The organism is Geitlerinema sp. PCC 9228, assembly GCF_001870905.1.
GTDB lineage: Bacteria > Cyanobacteriota > Cyanobacteriia > Cyanobacteriales > PCC-9228 > PCC-9228.
This window is the reverse complement of sequence record NZ_LNDC01000172.1, coordinates 1-25612: the sequence shown is the minus strand read 5'-3', so window position 1 is coordinate 25612 and position 25612 is coordinate 1. Positions and strand designations below refer to the sequence as shown.

The 25612-nt window shown below is 48.6% G+C and carries 23 protein-coding genes and 1 riboswitch; of the genes, 9 read left to right on the top strand and 14 right to left on the bottom strand.

The window, feature by feature from the left end; translation table 11 throughout:
- Window positions 1–253: 253 nt before the first annotated feature.
- A complete protein-coding gene (locus AS151_RS18115) occupies window positions 254–970 on the bottom strand; it encodes a heme oxygenase (biliverdin-producing) (protein WP_071518477.1) in 717 nt (238 codons plus the stop codon).
- A gap of 253 nt (window positions 971–1223) precedes the next feature.
- Here AS151_RS18115 and cobT point away from each other — a divergent pair, with 253 nt between their 5' ends.
- A complete protein-coding gene (cobT, locus tag AS151_RS18110) occupies window positions 1224–2348 on the top strand; it encodes a nicotinate mononucleotide-dependent phosphoribosyltransferase CobT (protein WP_071518476.1) in 1125 nt (374 codons plus the stop codon).
- Here the strand turns inward: cobT and AS151_RS18105 are convergent.
- The 3 genes from AS151_RS18105 to AS151_RS21685 form a co-directional block, all read right to left on the bottom strand.
- On the bottom strand, window positions 2345–2740 hold the full coding sequence (locus tag AS151_RS18105; protein ID WP_071518475.1) for a hypothetical protein: 396 nt from the start codon (window positions 2738–2740) through the stop codon (window positions 2345–2347). The two genes, cobT and AS151_RS18105, sit on opposite strands and share 4 nt — an antisense overlap.
- 632 nt (window positions 2741–3372) lie before the next feature.
- Window positions 3373–3576 (bottom strand): zinc ribbon domain-containing protein, encoded by a 204-nt coding sequence (locus AS151_RS20990; RefSeq protein ID WP_084639726.1) that lies wholly within the window; start codon window positions 3574–3576, stop codon window positions 3373–3375.
- A gap of 405 nt (window positions 3577–3981) precedes the next feature.
- Entirely contained in the window at window positions 3982–4176 is a 195-nt protein-coding gene (locus AS151_RS21685; RefSeq protein ID WP_139240759.1) for a hypothetical protein, read from the bottom strand.
- 104 nt (window positions 4177–4280) lie between these two features.
- On the opposite strand from AS151_RS21685, the gene AS151_RS18100 reads away from it, so the two are divergent.
- Window positions 4281–4820 carry a phycobiliprotein lyase gene (locus AS151_RS18100; protein WP_071518474.1) on the top strand — a complete coding sequence of 180 codons (540 nt, stop codon included), beginning with the start codon at window positions 4281–4283 and terminating at the stop codon, window positions 4818–4820.
- Between the two features lie 17 nt (window positions 4821–4837).
- Here AS151_RS18100 and AS151_RS18095 read toward each other — a convergent pair whose 3' ends face one another.
- The 3 genes from AS151_RS18095 to AS151_RS18085 form a co-directional block, all read right to left on the bottom strand.
- On the bottom strand, window positions 4838–5431 hold the full coding sequence (locus tag AS151_RS18095) for a rhomboid family intramembrane serine protease (RefSeq protein WP_071518473.1): 594 nt from the start codon (window positions 5429–5431) through the stop codon (window positions 4838–4840).
- An 82-nt stretch (window positions 5432–5513) separates the two neighbouring features.
- Window positions 5514–6515 carry a phenylalanine--tRNA ligase subunit alpha gene (pheS, locus tag AS151_RS18090; RefSeq protein ID WP_071518472.1) on the bottom strand — a complete coding sequence of 334 codons (1002 nt, stop codon included), beginning with the start codon at window positions 6513–6515 and terminating at the stop codon, window positions 5514–5516.
- A gap of 87 nt (window positions 6516–6602) precedes the next feature.
- Complete coding sequence (locus tag AS151_RS18085) at window positions 6603–7889, bottom strand: class I SAM-dependent methyltransferase (protein WP_084639724.1); 1287 nt, start codon at window positions 7887–7889, stop codon at window positions 6603–6605.
- Between the two features lie 636 nt (window positions 7890–8525).
- On the opposite strand from AS151_RS18085, the gene AS151_RS23155 reads away from it, so the two are divergent.
- Entirely contained in the window at window positions 8526–8648 is a 123-nt protein-coding gene (locus tag AS151_RS23155; protein ID WP_275528005.1) for a hypothetical protein, read from the top strand.
- Window positions 8649–8894: 246 nt separating this feature from the next.
- Window positions 8895–10622 carry an ATP-binding protein gene (locus AS151_RS18075; RefSeq protein ID WP_139240757.1) on the top strand — a complete coding sequence of 576 codons (1728 nt, stop codon included), beginning with the start codon at window positions 8895–8897 and terminating at the stop codon, window positions 10620–10622.
- A 236-nt stretch (window positions 10623–10858) separates the two neighbouring features.
- Here AS151_RS18075 and AS151_RS18070 read toward each other — a convergent pair whose 3' ends face one another.
- The 6 genes from AS151_RS18070 to AS151_RS23150 all read right to left on the bottom strand — a co-directional run bounded on the left by AS151_RS18070 (window position 10859) and on the right by AS151_RS23150 (window position 17623).
- Window positions 10859–11353: a uroporphyrinogen-III C-methyltransferase gene (locus tag AS151_RS18070; protein ID WP_071518468.1), complete on the bottom strand. Its 495-nt coding sequence runs from the start codon at window positions 11351–11353 to the stop codon at window positions 10859–10861.
- A gap of 58 nt (window positions 11354–11411) precedes the next feature.
- Entirely contained in the window at window positions 11412–12545 is a 1134-nt protein-coding gene (locus AS151_RS18065) for a mechanosensitive ion channel domain-containing protein (protein ID WP_071518467.1), read from the bottom strand.
- A gap of 197 nt (window positions 12546–12742) precedes the next feature.
- Complete coding sequence (locus AS151_RS18060) at window positions 12743–13834, bottom strand: mechanosensitive ion channel domain-containing protein (protein WP_071518466.1); 1092 nt, start codon at window positions 13832–13834, stop codon at window positions 12743–12745.
- Window positions 13835–14346: 512 nt separating this feature from the next.
- Complete coding sequence (locus AS151_RS18055) at window positions 14347–15198, bottom strand: ABC transporter ATP-binding protein (RefSeq protein WP_071518465.1); 852 nt, start codon at window positions 15196–15198, stop codon at window positions 14347–14349.
- 81 nt (window positions 15199–15279) lie between these two features.
- Window positions 15280–17322 carry a TonB-dependent receptor gene (locus tag AS151_RS18050; protein ID WP_071518464.1) on the bottom strand — a complete coding sequence of 681 codons (2043 nt, stop codon included), beginning with the start codon at window positions 17320–17322 and terminating at the stop codon, window positions 15280–15282.
- A 175-nt stretch (window positions 17323–17497) separates the two neighbouring features.
- Window positions 17498–17623: a hypothetical protein gene (locus AS151_RS23150; RefSeq protein WP_275528004.1), complete on the bottom strand. Its 126-nt coding sequence runs from the start codon at window positions 17621–17623 to the stop codon at window positions 17498–17500.
- A gap of 264 nt (window positions 17624–17887) precedes the next feature.
- Window positions 17888–18035: riboswitch (cobalamin riboswitch) on the bottom strand.
- A gap of 191 nt (window positions 18036–18226) precedes the next feature.
- On the opposite strand from AS151_RS23150, the gene AS151_RS18040 reads away from it, so the two are divergent.
- Complete coding sequence (locus AS151_RS18040) at window positions 18227–18460, top strand: DUF6464 family protein (protein ID WP_071518462.1); 234 nt, start codon at window positions 18227–18229, stop codon at window positions 18458–18460.
- 118 nt (window positions 18461–18578) lie between these two features.
- Here the strand turns inward: AS151_RS18040 and AS151_RS18035 are convergent, their stop codons facing one another.
- Window positions 18579–20807, bottom strand: coding sequence for an S-layer homology domain-containing protein (locus AS151_RS18035; RefSeq protein ID WP_071518483.1), 2229 nt, complete (start codon window positions 20805–20807; stop codon window positions 18579–18581).
- Window positions 20808–21128: 321 nt separating this feature from the next.
- On the opposite strand from AS151_RS18035, the gene AS151_RS18025 reads away from it, so the two are divergent.
- The 4 genes from AS151_RS18025 (at window position 21129) to AS151_RS18010 (ending at window position 25490) form a co-directional block, all read left to right on the top strand.
- A complete protein-coding gene (locus AS151_RS18025; protein WP_071518460.1) occupies window positions 21129–22121 on the top strand; it encodes an ABC transporter ATP-binding protein in 993 nt (330 codons plus the stop codon).
- A gap of 93 nt (window positions 22122–22214) precedes the next feature.
- Entirely contained in the window at window positions 22215–23003 is a 789-nt protein-coding gene (locus AS151_RS18020) for an ABC transporter permease subunit (RefSeq protein WP_071518459.1), read from the top strand.
- A gap of 126 nt (window positions 23004–23129) precedes the next feature.
- On the top strand, window positions 23130–24713 hold the full coding sequence (locus AS151_RS18015) for a Gldg family protein (protein WP_139240755.1): 1584 nt from the start codon (window positions 23130–23132) through the stop codon (window positions 24711–24713).
- A gap of 108 nt (window positions 24714–24821) precedes the next feature.
- Complete coding sequence (locus AS151_RS18010; RefSeq protein ID WP_071518457.1) at window positions 24822–25490, top strand: hypothetical protein; 669 nt, start codon at window positions 24822–24824, stop codon at window positions 25488–25490.
- Window positions 25491–25612: the final 122 nt, after the last annotated feature.

Sequence of the window (25612 nt, the reverse complement as noted above, 5' to 3'; positions counted from 1 at the left end):
TTTGCCACGCAATCCGTAGCGGTTGCGTGGCCTTTCATTACTTAGATGGTAGCATTGACCCTCTCACGAATTCCATTCATGAGATTCCCCCTCCCCCTCCCTTGGGTGTGCCTAGATGGATTCGCGACGAATGTTATTGTAGCACATTTTTGACGGCGGCGATCGCCGCACAGGTCGCTTTTCCTCCCTGTGGGAAAAGAGGCAGGGCTTTCAAGCTCCCGTCTTTCAGTGCAAGCGTTTTTACTAAAGGGAACTACTCAGCAGTAGCAAATTCGGTGCTGCCGCGGGAACGGCGGCGGGTAATGGTATTGAACAGCATTTGCCCGATGGCTTTCACCAAATTGCCTTCCAATTCTTTAAACAGATTCATATTCAGTTTGAAGGCATAATTGGCTTCATCCACCACCTTGTCTACCTGACTTTGGTCGAAGGGCAAACTATCCATCGCGTTGCGGTAGGTCGCCTTAAACGCCTTCTCATCTTCGATTTGGTCAAACTCATAGAAAGACGTGCCCTGACCGTCGGATAGATTCATACCGCGCATGGCCATTTTCTTCAGAATTTGCCCCCCAGACAGATCGCCTAGGTAGCGGGTATAGGCGTGGGCAATGAGCAGTTCCGGGTCTTGCTGGGAAACTTCCCGAATGCGGGCTATGTATTCTTGGGCGGCTTTAGAAGGTTTGACCTCTTCTTGCCAATTGGAACCGTAGTAGAAGCTTAAGTCTTCTTCTAGGCTTTCTTTGCGGTTGAGTTCGGGATAGTAAATTTGGGAGACAATGGGATGATTTTGATGGCGTTGGAACTCTTCTTCCATGGCGGCGTAGACAAAATACAGGTTCGCCACCAACTTGCGATAGGAATTTTTTTCAACGACACCTTTTAAGAAACATTTGACAAATCCCACGTTTTCTGCCATAGTATGGGATTTCTTAGTGCCTTCACGTAATTGAGCTGCTAGGTTACAAGTCATGTTAAATTTCTCTACTTTATAGGTGGACGACGAGCTACGGTTGATCCAAAAAGCTATGGGGAGGGCGAACCCCCTTTGGCAGGTGTCGGGGAAGCTATTGCCCCTACTACTACGCTACGTTAGTCCGATTTGCTGAGAAAATTCATTACAAATTTTTAAGAGTTGTTGGCGATCGCATTGGACAACCGTGCTTCCAGAACTGGCTTTTTGAGAGAAATTTACAATTTATCCCTGGCTCTATAGTGGAATTGAGATGGCCCAATTTTTTGATTCGATCCGAGTTCATACCAGCATGGCGCAAGGGCAACAGTGGCTGCATCGCTATGCAGACAAGCAACCTGCCTTTGCATGCGTTTTGGGATTTACCGACACGGGATTGATTGAAGGGATTTCCGCGGCCGGTGCCACCCCAGAAGATCGAAAATATACAGCCCTTGCCGATGCGGAATTTCTTTACCACGGTCCCAATCCAGTACCGCAGTTTCCGCTACCCCCCCTGGCAGCAGGTGCCTCGCCGGTATTGATCTCTCGGGCAGTAGTAGAACAGTTGTCGTTGCCGTTGTACTTATTTGATGCAGGCTTGCCCCAACCTCTACCCGTTCCCCATATTTCTCTCAATGGGAAAGCAGCTCGCTGTCTCACCACCGCTCAAGCCATGGAAATGTCAACTGTGCGCCATCTATTCCACCAAGGATGGCAATGGGGAAGCAAACTCGCCGCCCAACATAGCTATTTGCTCCTTGGCGAGTGTGTTGTTGGCGGTACGACCACCGCTTTAGCAATTTTGAGTGCTTTGGGGAAAGCAGCCTACGGCAAAATCAACAGCAGCCATCCCACCTGCAACCACAGTCAAAAAGAAATGGTGGTCCGTCGGGGGTTGGCAGCCGCCCAAGAAAAATGGGGGATGGCGTTGGATGCGGGTTCGCCTTGGGAGATTGTGGCGTCGGTGGGCGATCCCATGCAAATTGCGGTGGCAGGGATGGCACTGGCGGCTAGTCGCACCAGTGGCGTGTTGTTAGCCGGTGGCACGCAAATGCTGGCCGTGTATGCGTTAGCCAGTGCGATCGCAGATGTTGAGAATATAGAGTGGGAACCAGAACAGGTAGTCGTGGGCACAACACGCTGGGTGGTAGCCGATGCCAGTGCGGATACGGTGGGGCTGGCCCAAATGCTTGGTGGTGTACCTTTACTCGCCAGCCAGCTGAGTTTTGCTGGTTCCGCTTACCCGCAGCTGCGGGCTTACGAGTTGGGATATGTAAAAGAGGGAATGGGGGCTGGCGGTTGTGCAGCAGCAGCCCATCTGTATCGGGGATGGAACCAATCGGATTTGCTACACGCGATCGAATCTCTAGCTGCACGATTTTCCCGCCAGCATTAGGAATGATGTCGCAAAGAGAGCAACTGCTCTTCCAGAACGGCAATGCGGTTGTAGGCTGCCGTTAGTTGAGCTGTTAAACGCTGTACTTGGATTTCTGGGGTAATGGCACGATCTCCTTGATGGTAGCCACCTTCTAAATCGCTGGTTTCCTCTAGGAGGATGTCTTTATACTCATCGAATAGGTGGGTGGAACTGTTTCTGGCGGATTGTTGGGTAGCCGGTTCTTCCACGGTGGAAATTTGCGTGTTTGGCGTCGCTTGTACGCTTGCATGTTGGTGAGACGGGCGCTCGGCCAAAATTTCCGACATCTGCTGTGAGAGTTGCTCGGTAATTTGGTAGAGCGCGTCTACTTTTCGACTTAAATTGGTTACTTGAACTTGTAACGAATCCATAAATTGCTGCGAACAGCCCTCCTGAGATTTTCTTCCCTCTCTATACTAAAAACAAATGCAAAAACATCTCCAAAATTTCGGGTTTATTTAACTTTTACAAAAAAATCTAAAGTTGTATTTTATACCGCAAAAACTCGATGGTCTCCGGTGGTTGCTTTTGGGGTGGCAGCTGGTTTTTTGCATAGGGGCGCGCTGTCAAAAGCTGGTCATAGCTGACATTGGCGGTTCCAGGGGCTGAAAATGGGGCCATGAAGATTGTTGGGCAAAAGTTGAAAATTTTTGGAATAAATAGCGATATAAGTTGAAATATTTCTAAAAATTTCCCTGTAGCTGTCAAAAAGCAGGATTGATGCCCAACAGCGCCGTTACTGTTGCTGGAAATGGCGGGGAAAATCTACTCGCAGGAAAGGAAAAACGACACTGAAAAACTTGCGTTGGGGTTTTCTATACCCAAATACGCCTGTTTGTTGGTGGTTTGCTGGTGGTTAGGGCTCGCTCGCTTCGGAAAAAATGGATTTGGGCAATTGGGTGCAGAGTTGACACTCTCACGAATAGAATTCATGAGATTCTCACTTCATCGGGTGTGCCTGTGAAGAGATTCGCTATGTAACCCATCCCCGGCAACATTCCCCTCAACGAGCATTTTTCCGCCCTGTGGTGGACGTACTTGCGACAGCTCGATTCCAAACCACTTGTGCTGCTGCCACGTCTCGATGGGTTCCCCTGCCGCAGTGGGAGCAGGAATGGGTTCTTTGAGAAAGCGGCTTTTTCCCCGTATGGACACCAGAATGGGGACAAATTTGACTGGTCTGTTTGGCCTCTACTGCAGGCTTCATATTTACCACGCTTCAAACAGACCCAAGACAAAATGGACTTGTGCTGAGCTACGCCGAAGCATAGAAACTCGCCCCAAGCCGTATCGAGACAATATTTGGCTAACCGACTTCGCCCCAGTGCTTTCAGATTCAACGCCTCGGCAAAAATGCTGTCAGCTTGGTTACACAAATAGTGAGCCCACTTCAAGAAAAAGTCTTTTCGAGATTTGGTTACATGTTCGTATAATTTGGCGACAGGTGTTGACAGGCGATTTTCGGGATTTGACCCCATCTTGGCGTTCTCTCAGCCCATTATTCCCAACTTGCCGATAGATTTCCCACCACGACTCCATCGTTTGAGCCTGGTGACATGTCGGCTTGTGCTGAGCCGGTCGAAGCATTTGAGTTTAAACTCGTAGCTGAGAGTCAACATGATGTACGAACATAGATTAAAAAAATTTCGCCTGCTTTTTTAGATTTTAGCACCTCAACTTGATTGTAACGGCGGCGACCGCCGCACGGGTTCTTTTTCATCCCTGCGCGTAAAAAGTCAGGGCTTTCAAGCTCCCGATTCATGCGGTAAATTTGACTACGGAATTTTGAAAAGCGATCGCTTCCCATGGAAATAAGTAATGTTGCTTAATATTAAGTAATGTTACAATTTCAAGCAAAGGGCTGGACGATGGTTGCGTTTTGCCCTGTTGATAGCGCGAGGCTTTTTGTAAATGAGTGCAACGGTTCAATCCACCAAGAGAGCCAACGAACAGCAGATTGCTGATTTTTTCCGTCAATCCCAGGGTCAATGGTATTCCCAGCGACGCTACTACACTTTGCCAGATGGGCAAGTGCAAGAGGTAGCCAGTAAAATTACCGTACGGTTTTTAGAAGCAGGTGCCCCCCAACTGCAACAGCTTGCCCAACTACACCAACTGGAAAATCCTCAGGAATTGGTTTGTGGGGCAGAAATTGCTTGGGAGAGCAACTATACCCTTTCCGGTCGCAAAGCTTCCTCCGGTTCTACCATTTTCGGCGCTGCGGGCAATATTCTCTATCGCGATCGCGGTTTTGCTACCTCCAAACCCGTCACCGCCACCTTCTATTTCCTGCAACCCAATACCTTATGCCTGAAAACCGAATATCAAGGCTCAGTCTTTGAAGAAGAAATCAAGCAAATTTCCCACAAATACCGCACCCGGCAAACCATTATTTCCCGCGCCGGCGAACAGCAAATGGTAGGGCAGTATTTAGAGAAGCGCATATCATAGTTTGATGTCGAGCGAGCCTAGTTACGCTTGGAAGAACTAGAAAAACGCATCAACAACAAAACCAACACCACGCCCACCAAAGCACCGCTGAGGTGGGCAACACGATTGATCTGGCCCCCCTCTCCCAAATTCTGAATTTCAAACAACACCCGCTGCAGAACAAACTGACCGAGAATCAAAATTTCTAGCAGATTGCGCCAGTTCCAGCTTAATTTCAGCAAAATACTAACCGTAAACAAGCCAAAAACCGCACCCGAAGCCCCCAACGAAACAATATTCGGCTGCAACCACCAACTCACCAAATTGGCACCCAACCCGCAAATCAGATAGCTACCCAAAATCCCCGTCAAACCCTCTTCCTCTTCCACCAACTTGCCAAAAATATACAAAAAGAAGAGATTCCCCGAAATATGCGCCCAGTTGGCATGGCAAAACATAGACGTAACGAACTGATACCATTGGGGGCGAGCGTGATTGAGGTATAAATTCCGCATCAGCCCAATTTGGAGAATTTCATCCAGCACAAATAAAATTAAATTAATTGCAATTAAAATAAAAACGCCATTGTATTGGGGTTTGGCGGGTTGGGGCGCGTTTTGTTCTTCTAACATGCAACCAGAATTCCTTCTTAAAAATGGGAGGGTTTTGGAAAACTCTTTTCAATGCGATTGTAACCCTCCCAAAAATTCATGCCTAGAACTGATTGAGAAACCGCAAATCGCTGCTGTACAAACGGCGGATATCATCTAACTGGTGCAAAACCATGGCAAACCGTTCTACCCCCAATCCCAGGGCAAATCCCGTATATTTCTCCGAGTCGTAACCGACGGTTTCCAATACGTTGGGGTCAACCATGCCGCAGCCTAGCACTTCCAACCAGTCGCCCTGCCACTGGATGTCTACCTCTGCCGAAGGTTCGGTGAAGGGGAAGTAGCTGGGGCGAAACCGCAGGGGCAAATCGCCAAACATCTGCCGGAGAAATTCGTGGATGGTGCCTTTGAGGTCGGTAAACCGCAGCCCTTCGTCTACTGCCAATAGTTCCACTTGATGGAACACCGCCGAGTGGGTGGCATCCACCGTGTCGCGGCGATATACCCTACCGGGGGCAACCACGCGCATGGGGGGTTGGTGGCGTTCCATATAGCGGATTTGTACGGAGGAAGTGTGGGTACGCAGGAGTTTGTTCCCTGGCAGATAAAAGGTATCCTGCATATCCCTGGCGGGGTGGTCTTCTGGGGTGTTGAGGGCTTCAAAGTTGTAGTAGTCGGTTTCGATTTCTGGACCGGAGGCGACGGTATAACCCAATCCCACGAAAATATCGATAATGCGATCGATGACGCCGTTGAGGGGATGGATTTTGCCTTGGGGGCGATATACCCCGGGCATGGTGACGTCGAGGGCTTCGGCTTGCAGTTGTGCCTCGATTTGGGCGGTTTGCAGGGTTTCTCGCTGCTGCTGTAGGCTGTTTTGGATGGCTTCTTTGATTTCGTTGGCGATCGCGCCAATTTTCGGACGTTCTTCCGGACCTAATTTGCCCAGGTTGCGCAATATTTGCGAGAGCTGTCCTTTTTTGCCGAGATAGTTGACCCGTAGAGATTCTAGATCGTCGAGATTTTGACATTGCGCGATCGCGTTTTGGGCGTTGCTGCGCAGTTGTTCCAACTGCTCTTGCAAATCGTTTACCTGTGTGGTCATGATTTTGCTGGTAAGTGTGTTCCGGCTATCGCTAAAGGCAATCTGCTTCAGTTTATCGCGATTTGAACGCAGTTGTTGTTTGACAATCTAACCAAGCCAGTTGCGCCGGGTGAGGGGTAGATTCCATTGGGTATCGGCTTGACGGCGCAGCAAGGTTTGGGAAATGCCCATGTAGTTGCGCTCGAATCCTTCTGCCGAACCTAGCAAATATAATTTCCACAGTTGCAACCAGCGTTGGTCGATATGTTCCAAAGCGCGATCGCGAACCCGTTCTAAATTATGTGCCCAATGACGCAGGGTTTTGGCATAGTGGGGTCGCCAGGCATCTACGTCTACAATTTCCCAGCCAGCATCTTCGGCAGCAGTCAAGATGGTAGACAAACGCGCCAACTCACCGTTGGGAAAGATATAGCGGTGAATAAATCGTTCGCCGGCTTCGGATTGGTTTGGTTTTTGGGTACAGGTAATACCGTGGTTGAGGAACAAGCCACCCGGTTGCAGGCAGGATAAAGCACTTTGGAAGTAGGTAGGATAGTTTTTCATGCCCACGTGTTCTACCATGCCCACAGAAACAATTTTGTCGAAGGTGGGTTCTGTTGGCAAATCCCGGTAGTCTCGCAATTCAACTTGGATGCGATCGCGCAATCCCCGTTTGGCAATCCACTGGCGGTTGTAGTCTACTTGATTTTGGCTGAGGGTGATGCCATAGGCTTTTACACCATAGCGCGTTGCTGCCCAATGCAATAGCGATCCCCAACCGCAACCAATATCTAACAAGGTTTCGCCGGGTTGCAGTTGCAGTTTGCGACAGATGGTATCGAGTTTGGCTTCTTGCGCTTCTTGCAGGGTGGCGTTTTCGTGGGGAAAATAGGCACAGGAGTATACCATGTGCGGATCGAGCCAAAGACGATAAAAATCGTTACCCAAATCGTAGTGATGCTGTACTGCTTCCAAGTCTTGCTGGCGGTGGCGGGGTTGCCAAAAGTTCCAAAAATTGTTGTTTTTGTTAGAAAATGGCAGCGGTGGCAGGGTAATGGCTTGCAGCCAAGTTTTTACAGTTTGGATGGGTTGGCGGGCAACTTGGGGTAAGTTTTGTCGAAACAGCAACAAGGCATCGATGGACCCCACAAAGTCGCAAAATCCCTGTAGGTAGGCTTCTGCTAGTACCAAAGGATCTCGCTGCAACAGCAAAGCGCGCAAAACGCCTGGATGGTAAATTCGTAAGGTTAAAGCTGGTTCGGTTCGATCTCTATTTCCTTGAATGAGCAGTTTTTGGGAATTCCAAAACTCAACTTGTAAATTAATTGGTAAGGTGGATAATGTTTCTTGCAACCAGTTCTGAATACTGGCAGGAGGAGCAGCATAGTTCATCATCTCATCCCTCCAAATCAATTTCCAATTGCTACCAATGTATGGACAATTCGGGGATTTGACCTTGCTGGAATTGTTTTATTTTTATATAACTATAAAATGGACAAACAGAAATATTGCCATTTTAGGAACATCCAATCATCGGAATGGAAAAGATGTTAGCGATACGTTCATGGTTCTCTTTGACTTCAAGACAATGGGGTGGGGAATGGTTTACTTTTGATTTTTTTAGCAGAGGCTTCTGCATTTTAGGCTGCCCTGCCGGCAATCAAGTTTTTGGCAGGTAAAATGTTTGTCTTCAGTTGGGATGGTTGGCAAAATATATTTGCTGCCAACAACAAAACTAGAACGAAACTAGAACGACGCTGGTATTTTGACGAGTATCTTTGCCAACTCTCCGGTTACAACCAAACTCCAAATTACCTAGTTCCGGGGAATTGCCAGGATTCCCTGGTGCCGGTTTGAACGGTTTTCCCAATTCACCCAAAATTTAAAAATTATTTAAAGATAGCGATCGCGCATCCGATTCTTGTTGTTTTTTTCTGCTATTATCTTATTGTATAATTTAACATAAACTTGACCGGCGCATCTATAGCAGCAATTTGAATTTCCGTTGGGGGGATCGTCAAACATGGGAGGATGGAAGATAACCAATTGCACGCTTGTCCCTTCCCCAGTTTTCCCAGCTTTCTATTGATGCGATCGCCGCCCAAGCGATCGCGCCATCCAGAAATCCTCATCACGCCACCGTATATTTACTGAAATGCCCACCTATGTAAAAATACTGAATTATAACATGTTCGTCAAATCATGCCAGTCTACTTGTCCGTTTTCTTGCGGTTGCCGAATTAGGCAGGGACTCCTATAGTTGCCTAGGATCGAGTTGGTTTGTACGACGAACCAAATCACTGGAGTTGCCCCAGCACCCATCCATACCCAGCAACAAGCAAGCCTCCTACCACCAACCACTCATTTTGCCTTTGGTTGCTATTTCCAGGACCAACAATCGTGCTTTCCCCTAGCGAATCCCCCATCACCCCATCACAACTCAACCTACTAGCAAGGTTGCATACACCCATTTGGATTTTCGATCCCCACGCTTGGAAAATATGGTGGGCGAACCAAGCTGCTGTGGAACTTTGGGATGCTGCCAGCTACCAAGACTTACTCAATCGCGATTTTAGCGATGCTTCCCACACCACGCGCATTCGCCTGGCTACGTACTTAGAATACTTCCGCCAGGGAGAAACTGTGGTGGAGCAGTGGACTTTTTATCCCCAAGGCAGAAGCGTCACTATGGAATGTGTCTGTTCTGGAGTGACCATCCAGCCTGGGCATTTTGCTATGTTGGTAGAAGGCAGACAAGTGGTTTCCCAACCACAAGACCGCGATGCTTTGCGCGCTATCGAAGCCCTACGCCACACCACGGTGTTAATTTCCCTGTATGCCACTGATGGTACGCCAATTTCCCAAAATCCTGCTGCTACTAACTGTTACGGCAATTTTTTGATTCAACCGGAACCGGAGATGTTCCAACAGCGGTTTGTCAATCGTCGGGTTGCCCAGGAGGCGGTCAATTGCTTGCACTCGGGAGAACTATTCCGAACGGAAGCCCAAATGTGGACCCTGATGGGAGTTCGTTGGCATCGCATCGAGGCGCGGCTAACTCGAGACCCGGTGACGGGAGAACATGCTTTTTTAGTGGAAGAACAGGATATCACCGATCGCAAACGGGCGGAAGCGGCTTTGCGTCGTAACGAAGAGCGCTTACGCCAACAAACTAGTGAACTCCAAAAAACCCTACATGAGTTACAACGCACGGAAGCTCAGCTGATTCAATCTGAAAAAATGTCTAGTTTAGGGCAATTGGTAGCGGGGATTGCCCACGAGATCAACAATCCTATCAATGCGATTTATGGAAATCTTCCTTATTTAGAAGATTACATACAAAGCTTGCTGGCATTGCTAAATGCATACCAACAAGAATATCCCGACCCTACTGAGGCAATTCAAGAGAAAATCCATCAGGTGGATCTGACGTTTGTTTTGGAAGATTTGCCCAATTTGCTGGATTCTATGAAGGCTGGCTCGGAGCGTATTTGGGATATCGTACAGTCTTTGCGTACGTTTTCGCGCCATGATGAGGCGGAATTGAAACTGTTTGATATTCATGCGGGGTTGGATAGTACGCTTTCAATTTTGCAACACCGGTTGGAAGCGACCAGCGATCGCCCGGCGATTCAGGTGGAAAAACAATACGGCGATCTCCCCAAGGTAGAATGTTACGGCAAGCAGCTCAATCAAGTATTTATGCACGTGATTAACAATGCCATTGATGTGTTACAAGAGCGCGATGCCAAACGCCAACCACAAGAAATTCAAGAAGATCCCAGTCGCATTACCATTACCACCCGCTATCAAAAAGCAGAAGCTCACGAAAATGGTTTTCTAGCAGGTCGCGATCGCATTTTTATTGAGATTGATGATAACGGACCGGGGATTCCCAAAAGTTTGCAAAGCAAGTTATTCGATCCGTTCTTTACCACCAAACCCGTCGGCAAAGGTACGGGATTGGGTCTGGCGGTGAGCTATCAAATTGTCTGCGAGAAACACGGTGGCGATCTCAGATGTATCTCGGCTAGCGATCGCGGTACAAAATTTATTATTGAGCTTCCTATTCGATTCCAAAAGCAGGTAGAGGCAGCATTTGACGAAAATCATGCCGAAACTCAGTAGGGGGGCAACCCGTTGCGCCCCTACAAAAATGCTTCTATTATCTCTTGCATATTATTAAGGAAATGGGATTATACTAAATCCGATGTACATAAACCCACAAAAATGCTTGTGCTGAGCCTGCCGAAGCATAGGGGTAGCGCCCCCGTGCTTACCCTTGCAAAAGGAACCCACAGTGGGGGATGCCCCGACCAAAAAATTGTGGTTTTTCCATGTCGGATTTGGTATTAGATTGTTTGTTAATTGTTTTCATTGTTGTTATTTTCCTCACCGTCGGTGTCTGCGGATGTAGTAACTTCGGTTTCGATTTGCGAGAGTCGTTCGCGTAGCAGTTGCAACTGGCGTTGGTTGCTATTGACTGAATCGGTAAGGGTTTGCAGTTCCGGCGGAATTTCTTCGTTCAGACGCTCGACTTGTCGTTGTTGGCTTTGAAGTGCTTGTTCCAAGCGATCGAGTTCTTCTTGAATTTCTGAATATTGGTTTTGGGCTTCTTCTGCTTGTTGGCGGTTGAGACGTTCTTGAAGTAAAGAACGATAGGCAAACCAGCCAGAAATACCAATAGAAATGACCAGCGCGATCGCCAAACCACCCACCAAAGTTTGTGCCAATCCACGCAGGCGTTCTAATCTTCCCTCCAATCGTTCTAGTTCCTGTTGAAACTCGGGGGGATGTTCGGGAAATGATTCGGATTGGCTGGGTTCGGAACTGGGTTGCGAAGGAGATTGGGGATTCATAGTGCGCTCCCGTAAATTGGAAACAATAAAAATTGTATGGAAAAAGGATCGAACTTGACTATAGAGACATGGGCGAGTCTATATAGACCATAGGTTCTGGGGTGGTAAAATGCAGACCGTAGGCAGCGAGTTTATCCGCGATCGCGTGGTTGGCAAGTTCTAGCAAACGCTTGCGCAATCCCAGAGAACTTTGGTCGGCACTGGAGATAAACAGAATAATGCGGGCGCGGGTTTGTTTTTGGGTTTCTGTGGGGCAAAATTGAATTCTAGTACTGGCGCGATCGAATCCCCAAAAGATTTTGGTGGCTTCTTCCACAATTTGCTTGACCAAGGCTTGTTCCCCTTCAGAAAGTATGCGTTCAAAATCCAAACACAGTAACGCCATCAATTTATTGCCGCGGCTGATATTTTCAATGTTGGCACTGGCCATAAATGAATTGGGTACGATGGAAATGGTATTTTTGGCCACCAAACGAATTTTCGTAGAACGCAAGCCGATGGATTCGATGCGACCGTAGGCATCTTCTGCATAGGGATTGAAATTTACCCGAATGTATTCGCCAGGGCGATAGGGGCGATCGAGGAAAATTTCTAAAGTACCAAACAACCGGCTGAGGGTCTGTTGGGCAGCGAAGGCAACAGCAACCCCGCTAATGCCCAAACTAGCAACCAACGCCACTAAGTTTACCTGCAATCCGACAGCAAAGACAATGAGGGCAAGCAACACAATGGCGACGTAGATGAGGGTTTCAAAAATCAGCACTACTTCGTTGACTTCGCCAAACCAACGCTGCACGAGGGTAATGACAGTGCGACGGATAATTTGTCGAGCCAGTTTTAAAGCTGTCCAAGCCATGGTAACCGATAGGGCGAGGTAAATGAAAAACCCTAGGAATTTATACAGCTCTTCGTAGGGCAGCAGCCAGTTCAGGGAAAGGGCAATGAAGAAAAATGTACCGGCGATGGTGATTAAATTTTGGAAGGGTTTGACAAATTGTTCGTAGGTGTGTTTTGCGTCAATTTCTACGTAGCGCTGCAATAGCTGTAAAAAACGCCATAGGGTGCGCGGGAACGATCGCCCGATGAAAGGCGCGATCGCAGCCCCTAAAGAAAACAGTGCCAGGCGCAACATTAACTCGAGAACATCCCGCAGGATATCCCATTCAACGCGAACAACTTCCAAAAGCTGCATAGGCGAACAAGCAAAGATGCCGGGAAAGAGTTGGGGTGGGCGTGCAAAAATTGTAGCGAAAATTTTTCAGTGGCTTATGCCATTTCTAAAAGCAATAATTGTCTGAAATTTTTCAATTGCCCTGGTAGAGGCGATCGCGGGTTGCGCCTTTGCAAAAACGTCTCGAGCGTCTCTGGCAAAATTTTCAGAAAATGGCATTAGATGTTCATAGGCTGCACCACATCTACTGTACTTTGCTCGCAGTCGAAGGCGATGCCGTGTTTTTGCAGTTTTTCCACCATATTTTCTCGGGCAATTTCCAACAAGCCGCGGCGTAGTTCCATGGAACCTTCTGTTGTGCCCAAGATAAAGAAAATTACCTGGGCGCGAACGCAGTTGCGACCTTCGCGGTCAACGATTTCTTGGAAGGTAACTTGGGTTAGATCGCGATCGATGCCCAGAATATCGCTGGTGCTGTCGGTAATTAAATCTTGAATGAGGGCTTTTTCCTGTTCGCTCATGCTACGGAAAAACCGTAGGGTGACCATGGAAATAACACGCTTAGCTCGGGTGAGATTTTCGATACGGTCTTGAGCTAAATGGCTGTTGGGAATGATGACGAGTGTGTTTTTCCCGGAGAGACGAATTTTGGTGGAGCGCCATCCTATGGATTCGACTTTGCCCAAGGTGCGGTCGGGTAAGTGAATGTATTCGTCAACGCTGAAGGGGCGATCGAGAAATAGAACGATACTCCACAACACTTCTTCAATAATTTTCTGGGAAGCAAAAGCGATCGCTGCCCCAGCGACCCCCAAACTAGCCACCAAGCCAATGAGATTGATGTGGTGGGTTTGGGCGAAGAAAAAGATAATGGTTAAAATAATGCTGGCTTTGCCTAAATACTGACCGAGGGCAATGAGTTCGCTGTTAATTTTGCTTTGGTCTTCTAAGGCAACTCCGAGGAAATAGTTGTTGAATAGCTTCTCAAATAATTGAAAGGCAAGAATAATTACGTTTAAGGCGATGAAAATACCAATGGGAAATTCCAGCCAGTTCAACCAATCAGGGTTGGGTAGGGCAACCACCACCGTATCCAAGACGATGGCAACGATGGTCAAGGTTAACCAAATGCGGTAGGGAGCAATGATTTCCTGGTAAATATCCTGGGGGGAAAAGCGGGTGACCAGGGCATCGAACAGCCGCGACATGGGCAAATACGACAGCCCGGCAACCAACAGAAATCCCAGGAAAACCACCAATGCCAGGAAAAATAAAACGCTGAGTTTGAGCGGATCTAAGGTTATGCCCATCGACCAAACACCGAATGAGACTTTCTGATATCTTATCGTTTTTGTCGTTTTTGTTTTTACTTGCGGGCGCGATCGCGCTGGCCAGCTTTTCTCGATCGATTGACGCAAAACCTTGACAAAATTCCCTCGTGGCGCTACTATAAAAATACAAACAATTTTATAAGTTTTTGGGATAAAGGAAAAATTTTTTCCTCCCTGCCCGGTAGGGGAAACAGCTTTTTTCTGCAGACGTTTCGCTCAAACATTTAGGCAGGGCAAAAATAATTGAAATATTTTCGAGCAGGTTAGATGTTTGGGTTGAAGTGTCCCATTAAACTCCCCCTTTTTTACGACGAGTCCCCTCGCCCTATGTCCTCTCTATTATACACCCAATTTCCAATTTTGGCTAGTAGCAATAATATGATTTTTTGACGATCGGGCACCGGTCCTTCGGACCATCGCTTGACCCACAAAATAAAACTAGACGCGCGGACAAATCCGAAAAAACACCATTGGGAGAAATAGCTTTCTACCTACCCAAACGATTCTCCCCGAACAGTAGAAAGAAACGAACAATTTTCCTGGGAGTCGCCACCGTTGCTGCCATCGCCGCAAGGAGAAAGAGGGATAATTTGCAAACCTACAGGCGTCGGCGCGATCGCGACTTCCACGCCAAAGGTACTGGCAATATTGCTTGGGGTGAGCACTTGTTCGGGGGTGCCCGCATCCCAAATATTTCCCTCATGCATCAACACCAAGCGATCGCTATAGCGAGCTGCCAAATTAATATCGTGCAACACCGTCACCACAGATAGTTGCCGCTGCTGTTTCAAGCGTTTGAGCAATTCTAATAACTCCAACTGATAGCGAATATCCAAAAACGTCGTTGGTTCGTCAAGCAGCAACACTTGGGGGTCTTGTGCCAAAGCCAGCGCCAAAAAGGCCCTTTGACGCTCACCACCCGACAAATCTGACAAAGGGCGATCGCGCAAGTGCCGCATTTGCGTTTGCACCAACGCTGCCTCCACCGGAGAGCGATTTTCCCAATCCAAATCCCACTGCCACCAAGCTTGATACGGCGTGCGCCCCATTTCCACCAACTGGTTCACCGTTAACCCCTCTGGGGCATCCTGATGCTGGGGAACCAGAGCTAATTTTTTCGCGATCGCTTTGGGCGAGAGATGATGGATATTTTTGCCATCCAACACCACACTGCCGCGCCGTGGAGAAAGCTGTTTGCTCAAACACTTCAACAGGGTCGATTTGCCCGAACCATTCGCCCCAACCATACTCACCCATTCCCCTGGATGGAGGTGAAATTGAATCCTATCAAGAACCGGATTGTCGCCGTAGCCAGCAGTGAGATTACGTGTTTGAATCAGCATAAATTTCCATCCTCGTCAAACAAAATCAAAAACCAAGCAAGTTCGCCAGTATGCGGAAAAATCGCTTCCCACAAGTGAGAGCTAAAACGTGGAACGCACTCCCAACCGGAAGTTAATCCCCATCCCTGGAAATCCGGGATAAAGCTCAAACTCCTCATCGAGAATATTGTTCAAACTGGCATTGACCGCAAAGCGATCGCTTACCGGCACCCGCACCTTCAAATCCAACGTCGTGCGACCGTCGAGCGACTCATCATTAGCATCATCCACATAAAAATCGCTCACACCGTGTAGCAGCAACGCCGCATAAAAGCGACCGGGGGTTTCGTAAGCCACCCCCAAATTGAACGTATCGGCACCGCGAAAAGGCAGTTCGTTGCCTTCATTGGCTTCCGTGGCATCGTCAATAATCTCCGTTTCGTTGAGAGTATAGTTACCAAAAGCGTAAACATTCCTTGCCAACTGCACATCCAACGCTGCTTCCAACCCCCAAGTTTGCACCCGACCTACATTGCGATAGGTGCTGGGATTGCCAAACTCAAAAGCAATCAAATCGGAAACATCATTAAAAAACCCCGTCAGACGTAGCAAGCCAAAATCCCCCAACTGCTGGTCGATACCAACATCAAAACTGTTGCCCCGTTCCGGGTCTAAATCGGGATTGCCCTCTACATCCAACCCTGCCAAGCCGGAAGTTTCGCGAATCAGGGGCAGTTGGAAGTTGCGGGTATAGTTACCGCGAATTACTGTGGAATCAGTGGCTTGCCAGCGAAATCCCACCGAAGGCGAGGTAAAATCCCCTTCCTCTAAATTGCTAAATTCCTGGCGCAAACCAGCGTTCACGCTAAATTCTGGGGTCACATCGGCTTCGTAGCGAGCAAAAATCGCTCCTTGAGAAATATTGTCGTCGTAATTTTCCGCTTCCACACCGGTTTGAAAATCAAAGGTGGTGTTTTCGGCGTTGACATTACGGTAATCGCCGCCGTAGGTAATCGTCTGATTGTCGGCAAACTCCCAGTTGTGCTGCACTTGCAAGCCAGTGATGTTGCTACGCACTTTGTCAAGGGTGCCGGGGTTCTCTGGATCGGGGTTGCTAAAGCGATAGAAAAAGGAATCCCGATACACTCTGGCAGTCAAAAGGGAATCGTCGTTGCTTCCCAATTGCGACTCCCAGGTGAGGTCGAGCATGAGTTCGTCGGTATACTGCCGGGCTTCAGAGGTTAAGCTGTTAAAAGCGCCCACGCTGTCTTCGTCGGGGATGGCAACCCCACCGGCAACGCCCAAATCGCGGGTATTATACAAACCAGTAAAGGTAAGTTGGTTGTGTTGGTCGATATCCGCCGATAGTTTTAGATTGACATTGTGGTAGAGAACGTCGGCGTTGTTGCGGGTATCTTGGAAATCAAAGGTTTCTAGGGAAAAGGGAAAATCGTTGGCGGCGGCGGTGCGGTTGTATCCCACCACCCAGCTAACATCACCAATGGTGCCGGTGGAGGAAATTTGCTGTTGGTTGTAGCCGAAACTTCCCACTTCTAAATTGGTGCTGAATGTGGGTTCGTCGCTGGGTTGGCGGGTAACGATGTTGATGATGCCGCCGATGGCATTGGAACCGTAGAGGGTGGAACCGCCACCAGGCACTACTTCGATTTGTTGGATGCTGTCGGTGGTGATGCTGGCAAGGTCGAAGCTACCGCTAAAACCGGTGTTGTTGATGGGGCGACCGTCAAGCAAAATTAAGACTTGGTCGCTGTTGGCACCGCGCATGAATTGACTGGGTCGAGAGCCTAATTCACCGCCGGTGGTGCCGGCACTGATGATGCCGGGTAAGTATTGCAGGGCTTCTTGCACGGTGGTGGCACCTTGGGCTTGCATTTCCTGGCGGTCGATGATGTAGGCGGGGCGGCTGGATTCTCGTAAGATTCCTTCGCTGCGGAAGGGGGTGTAGATGGGTTGTTCGAGAATTTCTTCGATGACGGTGATTTCGATGTCGTCTTCGTTGGTTTGGTTTGGTTCTGTGGTTTCGTTGGCTTGCACTGCCAATATATTTCCCCAGCTCAGGGGAAGTGCGATCGCGGTTAGGGTGAATTTTGATAAGGTATGTATGCTGGTTTTCCTGGTTTTCATGATAGTTGTCGGGGTTTGCAAAAAGTCAAAGGTCCATCAATGGGCGATCGCGCCGCCAAAAGGCGATCGCAAGGATCGAATATTCCTCAACGCAGGCTGTCACAATTCTCTGTAAATATCCGTTATTTTCTTACCTGCGTCAAATGAATTAGCGGTAACAGTTGCGCGTACAATTTCAAACGAGGGTACGCATCAACCAGCGAGGAGGCAGGTAGCAGCGGATTGCCACCCAGCGCCAAGGTTGGGGATGGTTTTCCAGGAGAGCTGGCGGTAATAAGTGCAAAACCTTGGTTGCAACCAAGACTGCCGTAGCGTTGGCCAAAAAATTTGCCAGGCTTCCCACAGGGAACGTTGTTTCCCCAAAATAAGCCAACCGCTTCGCCCCAGGTCTGCTCGGGAGAATCGCGAAGCGGCGTTCAAAACTGGTAAAAAAACGGTATCGCTGTGCTTGTTGGTTAATATTTAGCCAACAAGCAAATGCCAAAGCAATTGGCACCATTATTGATGAAAACGAACCACTGGAATCGATCGAAATTCCCATCATCCGTACCTCGCAGATGTGGACACAACACAAACATCCATCGGCGGGCATTCTGACTTAGGGATTGGCGACAATCCCATCACAGCTGCGGGACAGTGCCGGACTCGCACCGGGCTTTCCCCATTGCTTCTGCTGGCTGCTCCCCAACAGAACCGATGGCGCTAACCAGCTATCCTACCACAAGTTTTTGCAACTATGGAATGCAGAGATTATCGTTGCTATGCCGGCTTTCGTAGACGTTGCGAATATCTTAAAAAAACTTATTATTTTTTATCGGCATACCCTCCATTGAGGGGCGGAATTTCTGAGAAAAAAACGAGATACTACGAATAAAGATGAAGATTTTCTATAACTGTTTTCATTATGTCTACTTCTTTACATACGCTTTACCAACGCATGCGCTTGCAAACCTATACCCGCATCAAACGCCAAAAGGAAGCCTACGAGCAACGGATGCGTCTCATTTCTGGAAAACCCGATAAAAGATCCACTTGTAGGTTTAACGCCCATTCGTCATTTTTACTGTGTGCTGTCAATCCTTCCGGACCCTGCGAAACCTGTACGGAGTACGAACCAAAGCGGGAAGAAAATCGGTAGATGCTGGTGGCAAGAAGGTTGACTAGAAACCCAATCCTTGATTCGGGGTCTTTAAACAGTGAATGAACCTCGACAACGCAAGTAAGGTGGGCAATGCCCACCCTGCTCGCTCGTGGTTTTAGGCGGTCAAAATGTAGTCGGAGTTAATGGCAACTTCCGTACCGCTGTTGACGCGCATTTGATACATAACAGCGACCACCTCAGCCCGGGTAGCCTCTTGGTTGGGATTGAGCTGCGATGGATGGGGATGGTTGACCAAAATTTGGTTTTCAATTGCTGCCGCGATTGGTTCGCGCGCCCAATCAGGAACGGAATCGGCGTCGCTGAGTTTTTGCAGGCTGCTGTCGGGATTTTTGGCTTCTAACCCCAAACCATTCACCAGAGAAACGATCGCTTCTACTTTTTTGATGGTGTTGTTGGGGCGGAAGGTACCGTCTCCATATCCCAACAGAAAGGCGGCGCGGTAGGCTTTTTGAATGGCTTCGCTGCCCCAAAAGTCCTTCGGTACGTCGCTAAAGGTGGTGGGGTCGTTTTTGACCATGGCATCTAGGTTGTAGCTGCTGTTTAACAGGGCAGCAAATTGGGCGCGGGTGAGTTTATCGTCGGGTTTGAAGGTGCCGTCTTGAAAGCCGGAGAGAACGTCGGGATTTTTTGCCATGCCGCGGATGAAGTCTTCTGCCCAGTGACCGTCAATATCGGAGAACATGACGATCGCATCGGAGGCAATGGCGTCGGCTTGCCCTTGGGAAACCATGGCTTGATAGGTCAAAGCTGCTAGTTCGGCGCGGGTGACATCGCGCATGGGGTCGAGGCGATCGCGTTTTTCGGGGGCATTAACCACAATCCGTTTGGCGGTGGCAGTTGCCACTTCATCAGTGGCGTAGCTGGGAATTTGGGCGCGGTCTTTGTATAAAGCCAAAATATCTTCCGGTCCGCCGCTCATCCCCAAACCGCTAACCAACGATACAATACTCTGAACCCGAGTTAAATTTTGATTGGGTCGAAACGTACCATCGGGGAATCCTGAAATAAAGCCCATTCGGGTGGCTTTGGTAATGGCGTCTTGGCCCCAGAAATCGTTGCTCACATCGGAAAAGGTAATTTCATCTTTTTCCAAAGGCAAATCGAAGGCTTTCGCCAGAATAGCAGCATATTGGGCACGGGTCATGTTGCTCTCTGGTTTGAAGGTATTGTCCGGGAAACCACTGACGATCCCTCGATCGACCATAGCTTGAATGAACCGTTCTGCCCAATGTCCTTGGATATCCGTCAGCTGTCCGTCAGGTGCCGGTGTAGGCTCTGGAGAAGGTTGCTCGGAAGCAGGTGGTGTGGGGGTGGGAGAGGGGGTAGGTTCTGGCGTAGGCGCTGGAGAAGGTTGCTCGGAAGCAGGTGGTGTGGGGGTGGGAGAGGGGGTAGGTTCTGGTGAAGGTGTGGGTTCTGGCGTGGGGGTAGGAACGTCGCTGCTGGCAAATTCGATGTCTCCCTTGACATTGGCAGGGTTGAGTTGGTTGCCTACCGATACCAACTGATTGGAAGAACCATTTTCCAGGTCGTAGTTGCCGTTGTCGCGAAATAGATTGTTCCCCGGTTCGGAAGACTGACCCAAATCGACCAGGGCGTTAGAAATTAGCGTCAAACCGTTGTCGGTATTGTTGAGAATTTCGTTGTTGCGCAAGACGGGTCGGGCATCGGCTTGTACCAAAATGCCGGTCCGATTGGAACGAATGAGATTGCCTTCTAGGAAAGGAGCTGCTTCGCCGCCGATGTTTACTCCAGAACCGGTATCTTCAAAGGTGTTGCCTTTAACTTCTCCTTTGGCTTTGTCTACGAAGGTCAGACCGTTCCCCTGATTTTTTCGGAACTTGTTTTTAAGAATTTTGGGTTTGGCTTGCCCGGTGACTGTTAAACCTTCCCGCACCGAGTTGGTCAGGGTGTTGTTGGCGATGGTGGGGGAAACTTCTTGGCTGCTGGATGTGGTTTCCACCCATACCCCCGTACCGCGATCGCCGGTGTTGGTGACGGTAACACCGCGCAATTCCGCTCTATCTTTGGGTAAAACGGTAATGTTGGGGTTGCGAAAGCTGAGGGTAGAAGCGACATGTTCCCCATAACCATTGATGGTGATGCCTTCTCCTTTGGTGTTTTCGTTGCCAATGACTTTCACCTCAGGGGGAATTTCCAGGGGGAATGTTTCGCCACTGTCTGCCGTATAATTTCCTGTAGCTAGTTGGATAGTGGTTCCGGCACTGGCTTGGGAAAGAGCTTTGCTAATGGTTTTGAAAGGTGCGCCCTGCGATCCATCTTGGGAATCGCTGCCACTGGTGGGATTAACGTAAAGCGTAGCCATAAACAATGAACCCCCGATTAACTAAAAATATGGACAATAGGTTCGTTCGCTTGCTTGGGTGGTTTGGCAAGCGTTCCAAAAACGTACAATGGTGGTTGGGGAGGTGGATATTCCCAGCTCTGCGTGCTGAAGTTGCTACATTGCTGGGATCCTACCCAACCAAGTTTTTCAGGAAATTTGCTGAGAATGGATTCTCTGCCAACCGTAACATCAGTAGAAAGGTCCAACCTATCCGATCTGCTGATGTATCTGATACGATCGTGGCGGTTTGCCCGTGGCAGTGCTACCAAGTCAGCTTCAACCGTTTTAACTCAAGGTGACATGATTGAAGTAGAAAATTTAAGTAAAATTTACGGTTCTACACCAGCTATCGAAAATGTCACTTTTTCGGTGGAAGCTGGTGAAATTTTGGGATTCCTCGGTCCCAACGGAGCGGGAAAAACTACTACCATGCGGATTTTGGCGGGATATTTGCCAGCCACCCGCGGTACGGCCAAGATAGCCGGCTACGAAGTACACGAAAATTCCATGGCTGTACGTCAAAATATTGGCTATTTGCCGGAAAATCCGCCTTTGTATCCGGATATGACGGTGGAAGGGTTTTTGCATTTTGTGGCTCGGATTAAGCGCGTCAGAGCTGGCGATCGCGCGGCTATGGTCGATGCAGCGATCCAAAACTGCTACCTACAAAGCAAACGCCATTTGCTGATTCGCAAACTATCTAAAGGCTACCGGCAGCGGGTCGGTGTTGCCCAAGCGATCGTTCATAACCCGCCGGTGATTATTTTAGACGAACCCACTGTGGGGTTGGACCCACGCCAAATCATTGAAGTGCGCGATTTAATTAAAAATTTAGCGGGCGATCGCACCATTATCCTATCTACGCATATCCTACCGGAAGTCAGCGCCACTTGCACAAAAGTCACCATTATTAACCAAGGCAAAGTGGTGGTCACCAATACCCCCGACAACCTAATGTCGGAACTAGCGCTGGGTTCGGGATACGAGTTGGAAGTGGAACCAGAAACCAGCAACTGGGAAACTGTACTTGCTTTACTGCGACAAGTGGCGGGGGTACGGTCAGTGGAAATTGTAGACGAACCAGAATTAGCCAAGAATCGACGCCGAATCCACATCACTGCTCGCTCGGAAAAAGAACCCGGAAAAGATATTGCCAAGATTCTCGCCAAGCATCAAATTGGTTTGTACGAGATGCGACGAACTCGCGCCAGTTTAGAAGATGTATTCTTGCAGCTAACTACTGAAGAAAATAAGATTTCGGAAAAGGGAGTTGGCGAGAAAAAGCTAGGATGAGGAAAAGAGTAAGAAATTACTTCTCCTATCCTCCCCAGCACCTCCTCACCCTATCAGCAAAACATTCATTGACTTACAGACGAACAACGACCTATGTTTAGCAGTATTATTGCCATTTACCGCAAAGAACTTCAAGGATATTTTGCCTCGCCGTTTGCCTATGCCATCGCCGGTATTTTTTGGTTGATTGCTGGATTTTTCTTTCTGAGTATTTTGTTTGGACCTCAGGGAATTATTGCCCAGGCAGCCTATCGCGATCGCTTGGGGATTAGCGAACCTTTGGACGTTCCCTACGAGGCATTGCGTTTGTTTTTAGGAACCTTGGGATCGCTTTCCTTATTTTTATTGCCCATGCTTTCCATGAATTTGTATACCGAGGAGAAAAAGCTGGGAACCTTAGAACTTTTGGCGACTTCCCCGCTGACCAATTGGGCGATCGCGTTGGGAAAATTGCTGGCAGTGGCGACTTTTTACCTCACCATGTTACTGCCTTTAATTATTTACGAGGTCATGGCTTTAACCGCTTCCAGTCCACCATTAAGTGCTACTTTAATCGTTTCCGGCCACGTGGGACTGTTATTATTAGGAACCAGCGTTTTGTCTTTGGGAATGTTTGTTTCCTCCCTCACCGATAAAACCATTTTGGCGGCGATTTTGACCTTTGCCTTGGTTTTGTTTTTGTGGGTAATAGACATTATTGCTGGCAACCTCAGCGGTGCGGTAGGTAACATTCTCAGCCATTTATCCCTGGTGGAACATTTCCAAAATATTTCCCAGGGGATTCTCGACCCCAGCAGTATTGTTCTATTTCTCAGCTATATTTTTCTAGGGATTTTCCTAACCGCACAATCCATTGAAACATTCCGCTTCCAACGCTATTAAATTTCCCCAAGCCAAATTCCCAAATCCCCAAACAAAGCAGGAGGTGCGAAGTTGAAAAAGCCATTTAAGGGTTATTGGAAATATATTTTTCTGCTGGGCCTGTTTTTGCTAGCGGCGGGTCTGAGTATGCAAGCAGTATCTGGCGAGTGGAATGCGATCGCAGTTGGATTGACGATCGGCGGTGCAGTTTTTCTGGGATTGTGGCTCATTTTCCAAGGGGATGCCTTGCTGGCTGGGGGGTCTCCCCGTTCCGCAGAAGCCGGAACCAATGCCTTGCTAACCACCATAGCGGTGGTGGCAATTGTGGGGTTGGTGAATTTTGTCGGCGTTCGTTACAGCGAACCCATCGATTTAACCGAAAGCCAGCGATTTACCTTGGCTCCCCAAACGGAAAAATTGCTAGATTCCCTAGACCAACCGGTGAAAGTATGGGTCTTCAGCGACCAACCAAAATCCAACAACCAAGAATTGTTGGAAAACTACCAGCGTCTTGCCAATCGTGGCTTTCAATACGAGTATGTCGATCCCATCCAACAACCCGCGATCGCCGATCGATTTGGTGTGGAGGAGTTTGGGGAAGTTTACGTGGAATATGGCGACCAACGCCAGTTCGTACAAAGTACCAAGCGAGAATCCTTAGAAGAAGCTAAACTCACCAGCAGCATCGCCAAATTGGTGGGAGGTCGGCAAAGTACGGTTTATTTTCTCCTTGGTCACCAGGAACATTCTCCCAACAATCAAGGGGATGGTGGCTTGTCGCAAGCCGTTACGCGGCTGGAAAACAACAACATCAGTGTAGAAACCCTGAATTTAGCCGGTGGCAAGGAAATTCCCGATAATGCCTCTGCGATCGCGATCGTGGGACCGAAACAGAATTTTCTAGAATCGGAACTGGAAGCTTTGCAGGAATATCTCGACGACGGCGGCAGCGTTTTCCTCGCAGTAGACCCCCAACAAGAGGCGGGATTGTCGGAATTTTTATCGGAATGGGGAGTTTCTCGTAGCGATCGCGTGGCGGTGGATCCTTCACAATGGGTACAAGGATTTGGTCCTGTAGCACCTGTGGTTACCGATTACGGCAACCATCCCATCACCCAAGACTTTGGCGAAAATTATACCTTTTTTGTTTTGGCGAGTCCCTTGGAAGTGGAACCCCAAGAAGGCGTCAACGATACCCCATTATTGCTTACCAGTCCCAAAAGTTGGGCCGAACAAAATATGGATGAAGGACCCAATTGGGAATTTAATGCCGAAGAAGATATCAGGGGTCCGTTAGTATTGGGAGTTGCTTTTAGCAAACCCTTGGGAGAATCAATTGCAGAAGATTCCACCACAACCGAACCATCGCCGGAACCATCACCAGAAGCATCGCCAACACCATCGCCATCTCCCAATGCAGAAGATGGAGAAACGCCAGCAACAGATTCGGAACCCAAATCCCAACCAGAATCGCGATTGGTGGTATTGGGAGATTCTGATTTTGCCACCAATGGATTGATTTCTGGAAACTTAAACGGCGACTTGTTTGCCAATGCCATAGGTTGGTTAAGCCGACAAGAAGAACAATTGCTATCGATTCAACCAAACAAACCGGAAAATCGCCGTCTCAATTTAAACTCCCAAGATATACGTTTGATAGGCTTTTTGGCTTTATTGTTTCCCGTACTTGGCTTTATAGCTTCCGGTCTGTTTTGGTGGGTTCGGCGGTGATGGGTTAGAAAGCATGGGAGTTTGGGAGATAGTCTGAATCCTAGGTAAGTTGGCGGTTTTTGTACGAACGACATACAGAAAGTTTGTTTGGTTTTGGGGGAGGAACCTATGAAGATTAGACGGTCTACAGTAGCGCTTCTGATTGTAGCTGCGGCTTTTGGTGGGGTGGTGACTTGGTACGAAACCAGGGTGGTTCCCCAACGGGAGGCGGCGGAGGCAAAGCAAAAACAGTTGTTTGGGTTTAGCGAGGACCAGGTTGCTTCGGTTAAAATTACTATGTCCGATCGCACGTTGCAGTTACGACGACGAGAGAAATCCGATGGGGAAAGTCAGTGGATGCTTCGGGTGGTTGACTATCCGGAAGGGATAGAACCTTTGGCAGAAAATCCAACACCAGCTAGTGAGGGGGCGGTGGCTTTTTTGTTAAATTTATTGGCGACGGAAAAAAGCGATCGCTCGGTGCCAATGGGCAGTCCGCAAAAGGAGTTGGAGAGTTACGGGTTGCGCGAACCACTAGCAAGGCTGCAAATTCGCTTGCAAAACAAAGAGTTTCACGAGATGGTTTTGGGCGGTACTGATTTTAGCGGTCAGTTTCTCTACGCTCAGGTAAACCCGCAAAAGACGCCGGACAATCAAAAAACGGTTTTGTTGGTTCCCAAAAGTTTTCAGCAAGCGGTAGAAAAACCAATTTCTCAATGGCAAGCTGATGGTTCTGCAGAATCCAATACTACCAGTGGCGAGTCTCCAGCAACGCCAACTCCCACGCCAGAAGATTAGTTGGGGAAAGAGCTAATATGAAATCCGATGTTTACGAGTGTGAGTCAGGAGCTTGAAAGCCCTGACTTTTTAAAGCAGGGATGAAAAGCGACCCGTGCGGCTTTAGCCGCCGTCAAAATCAA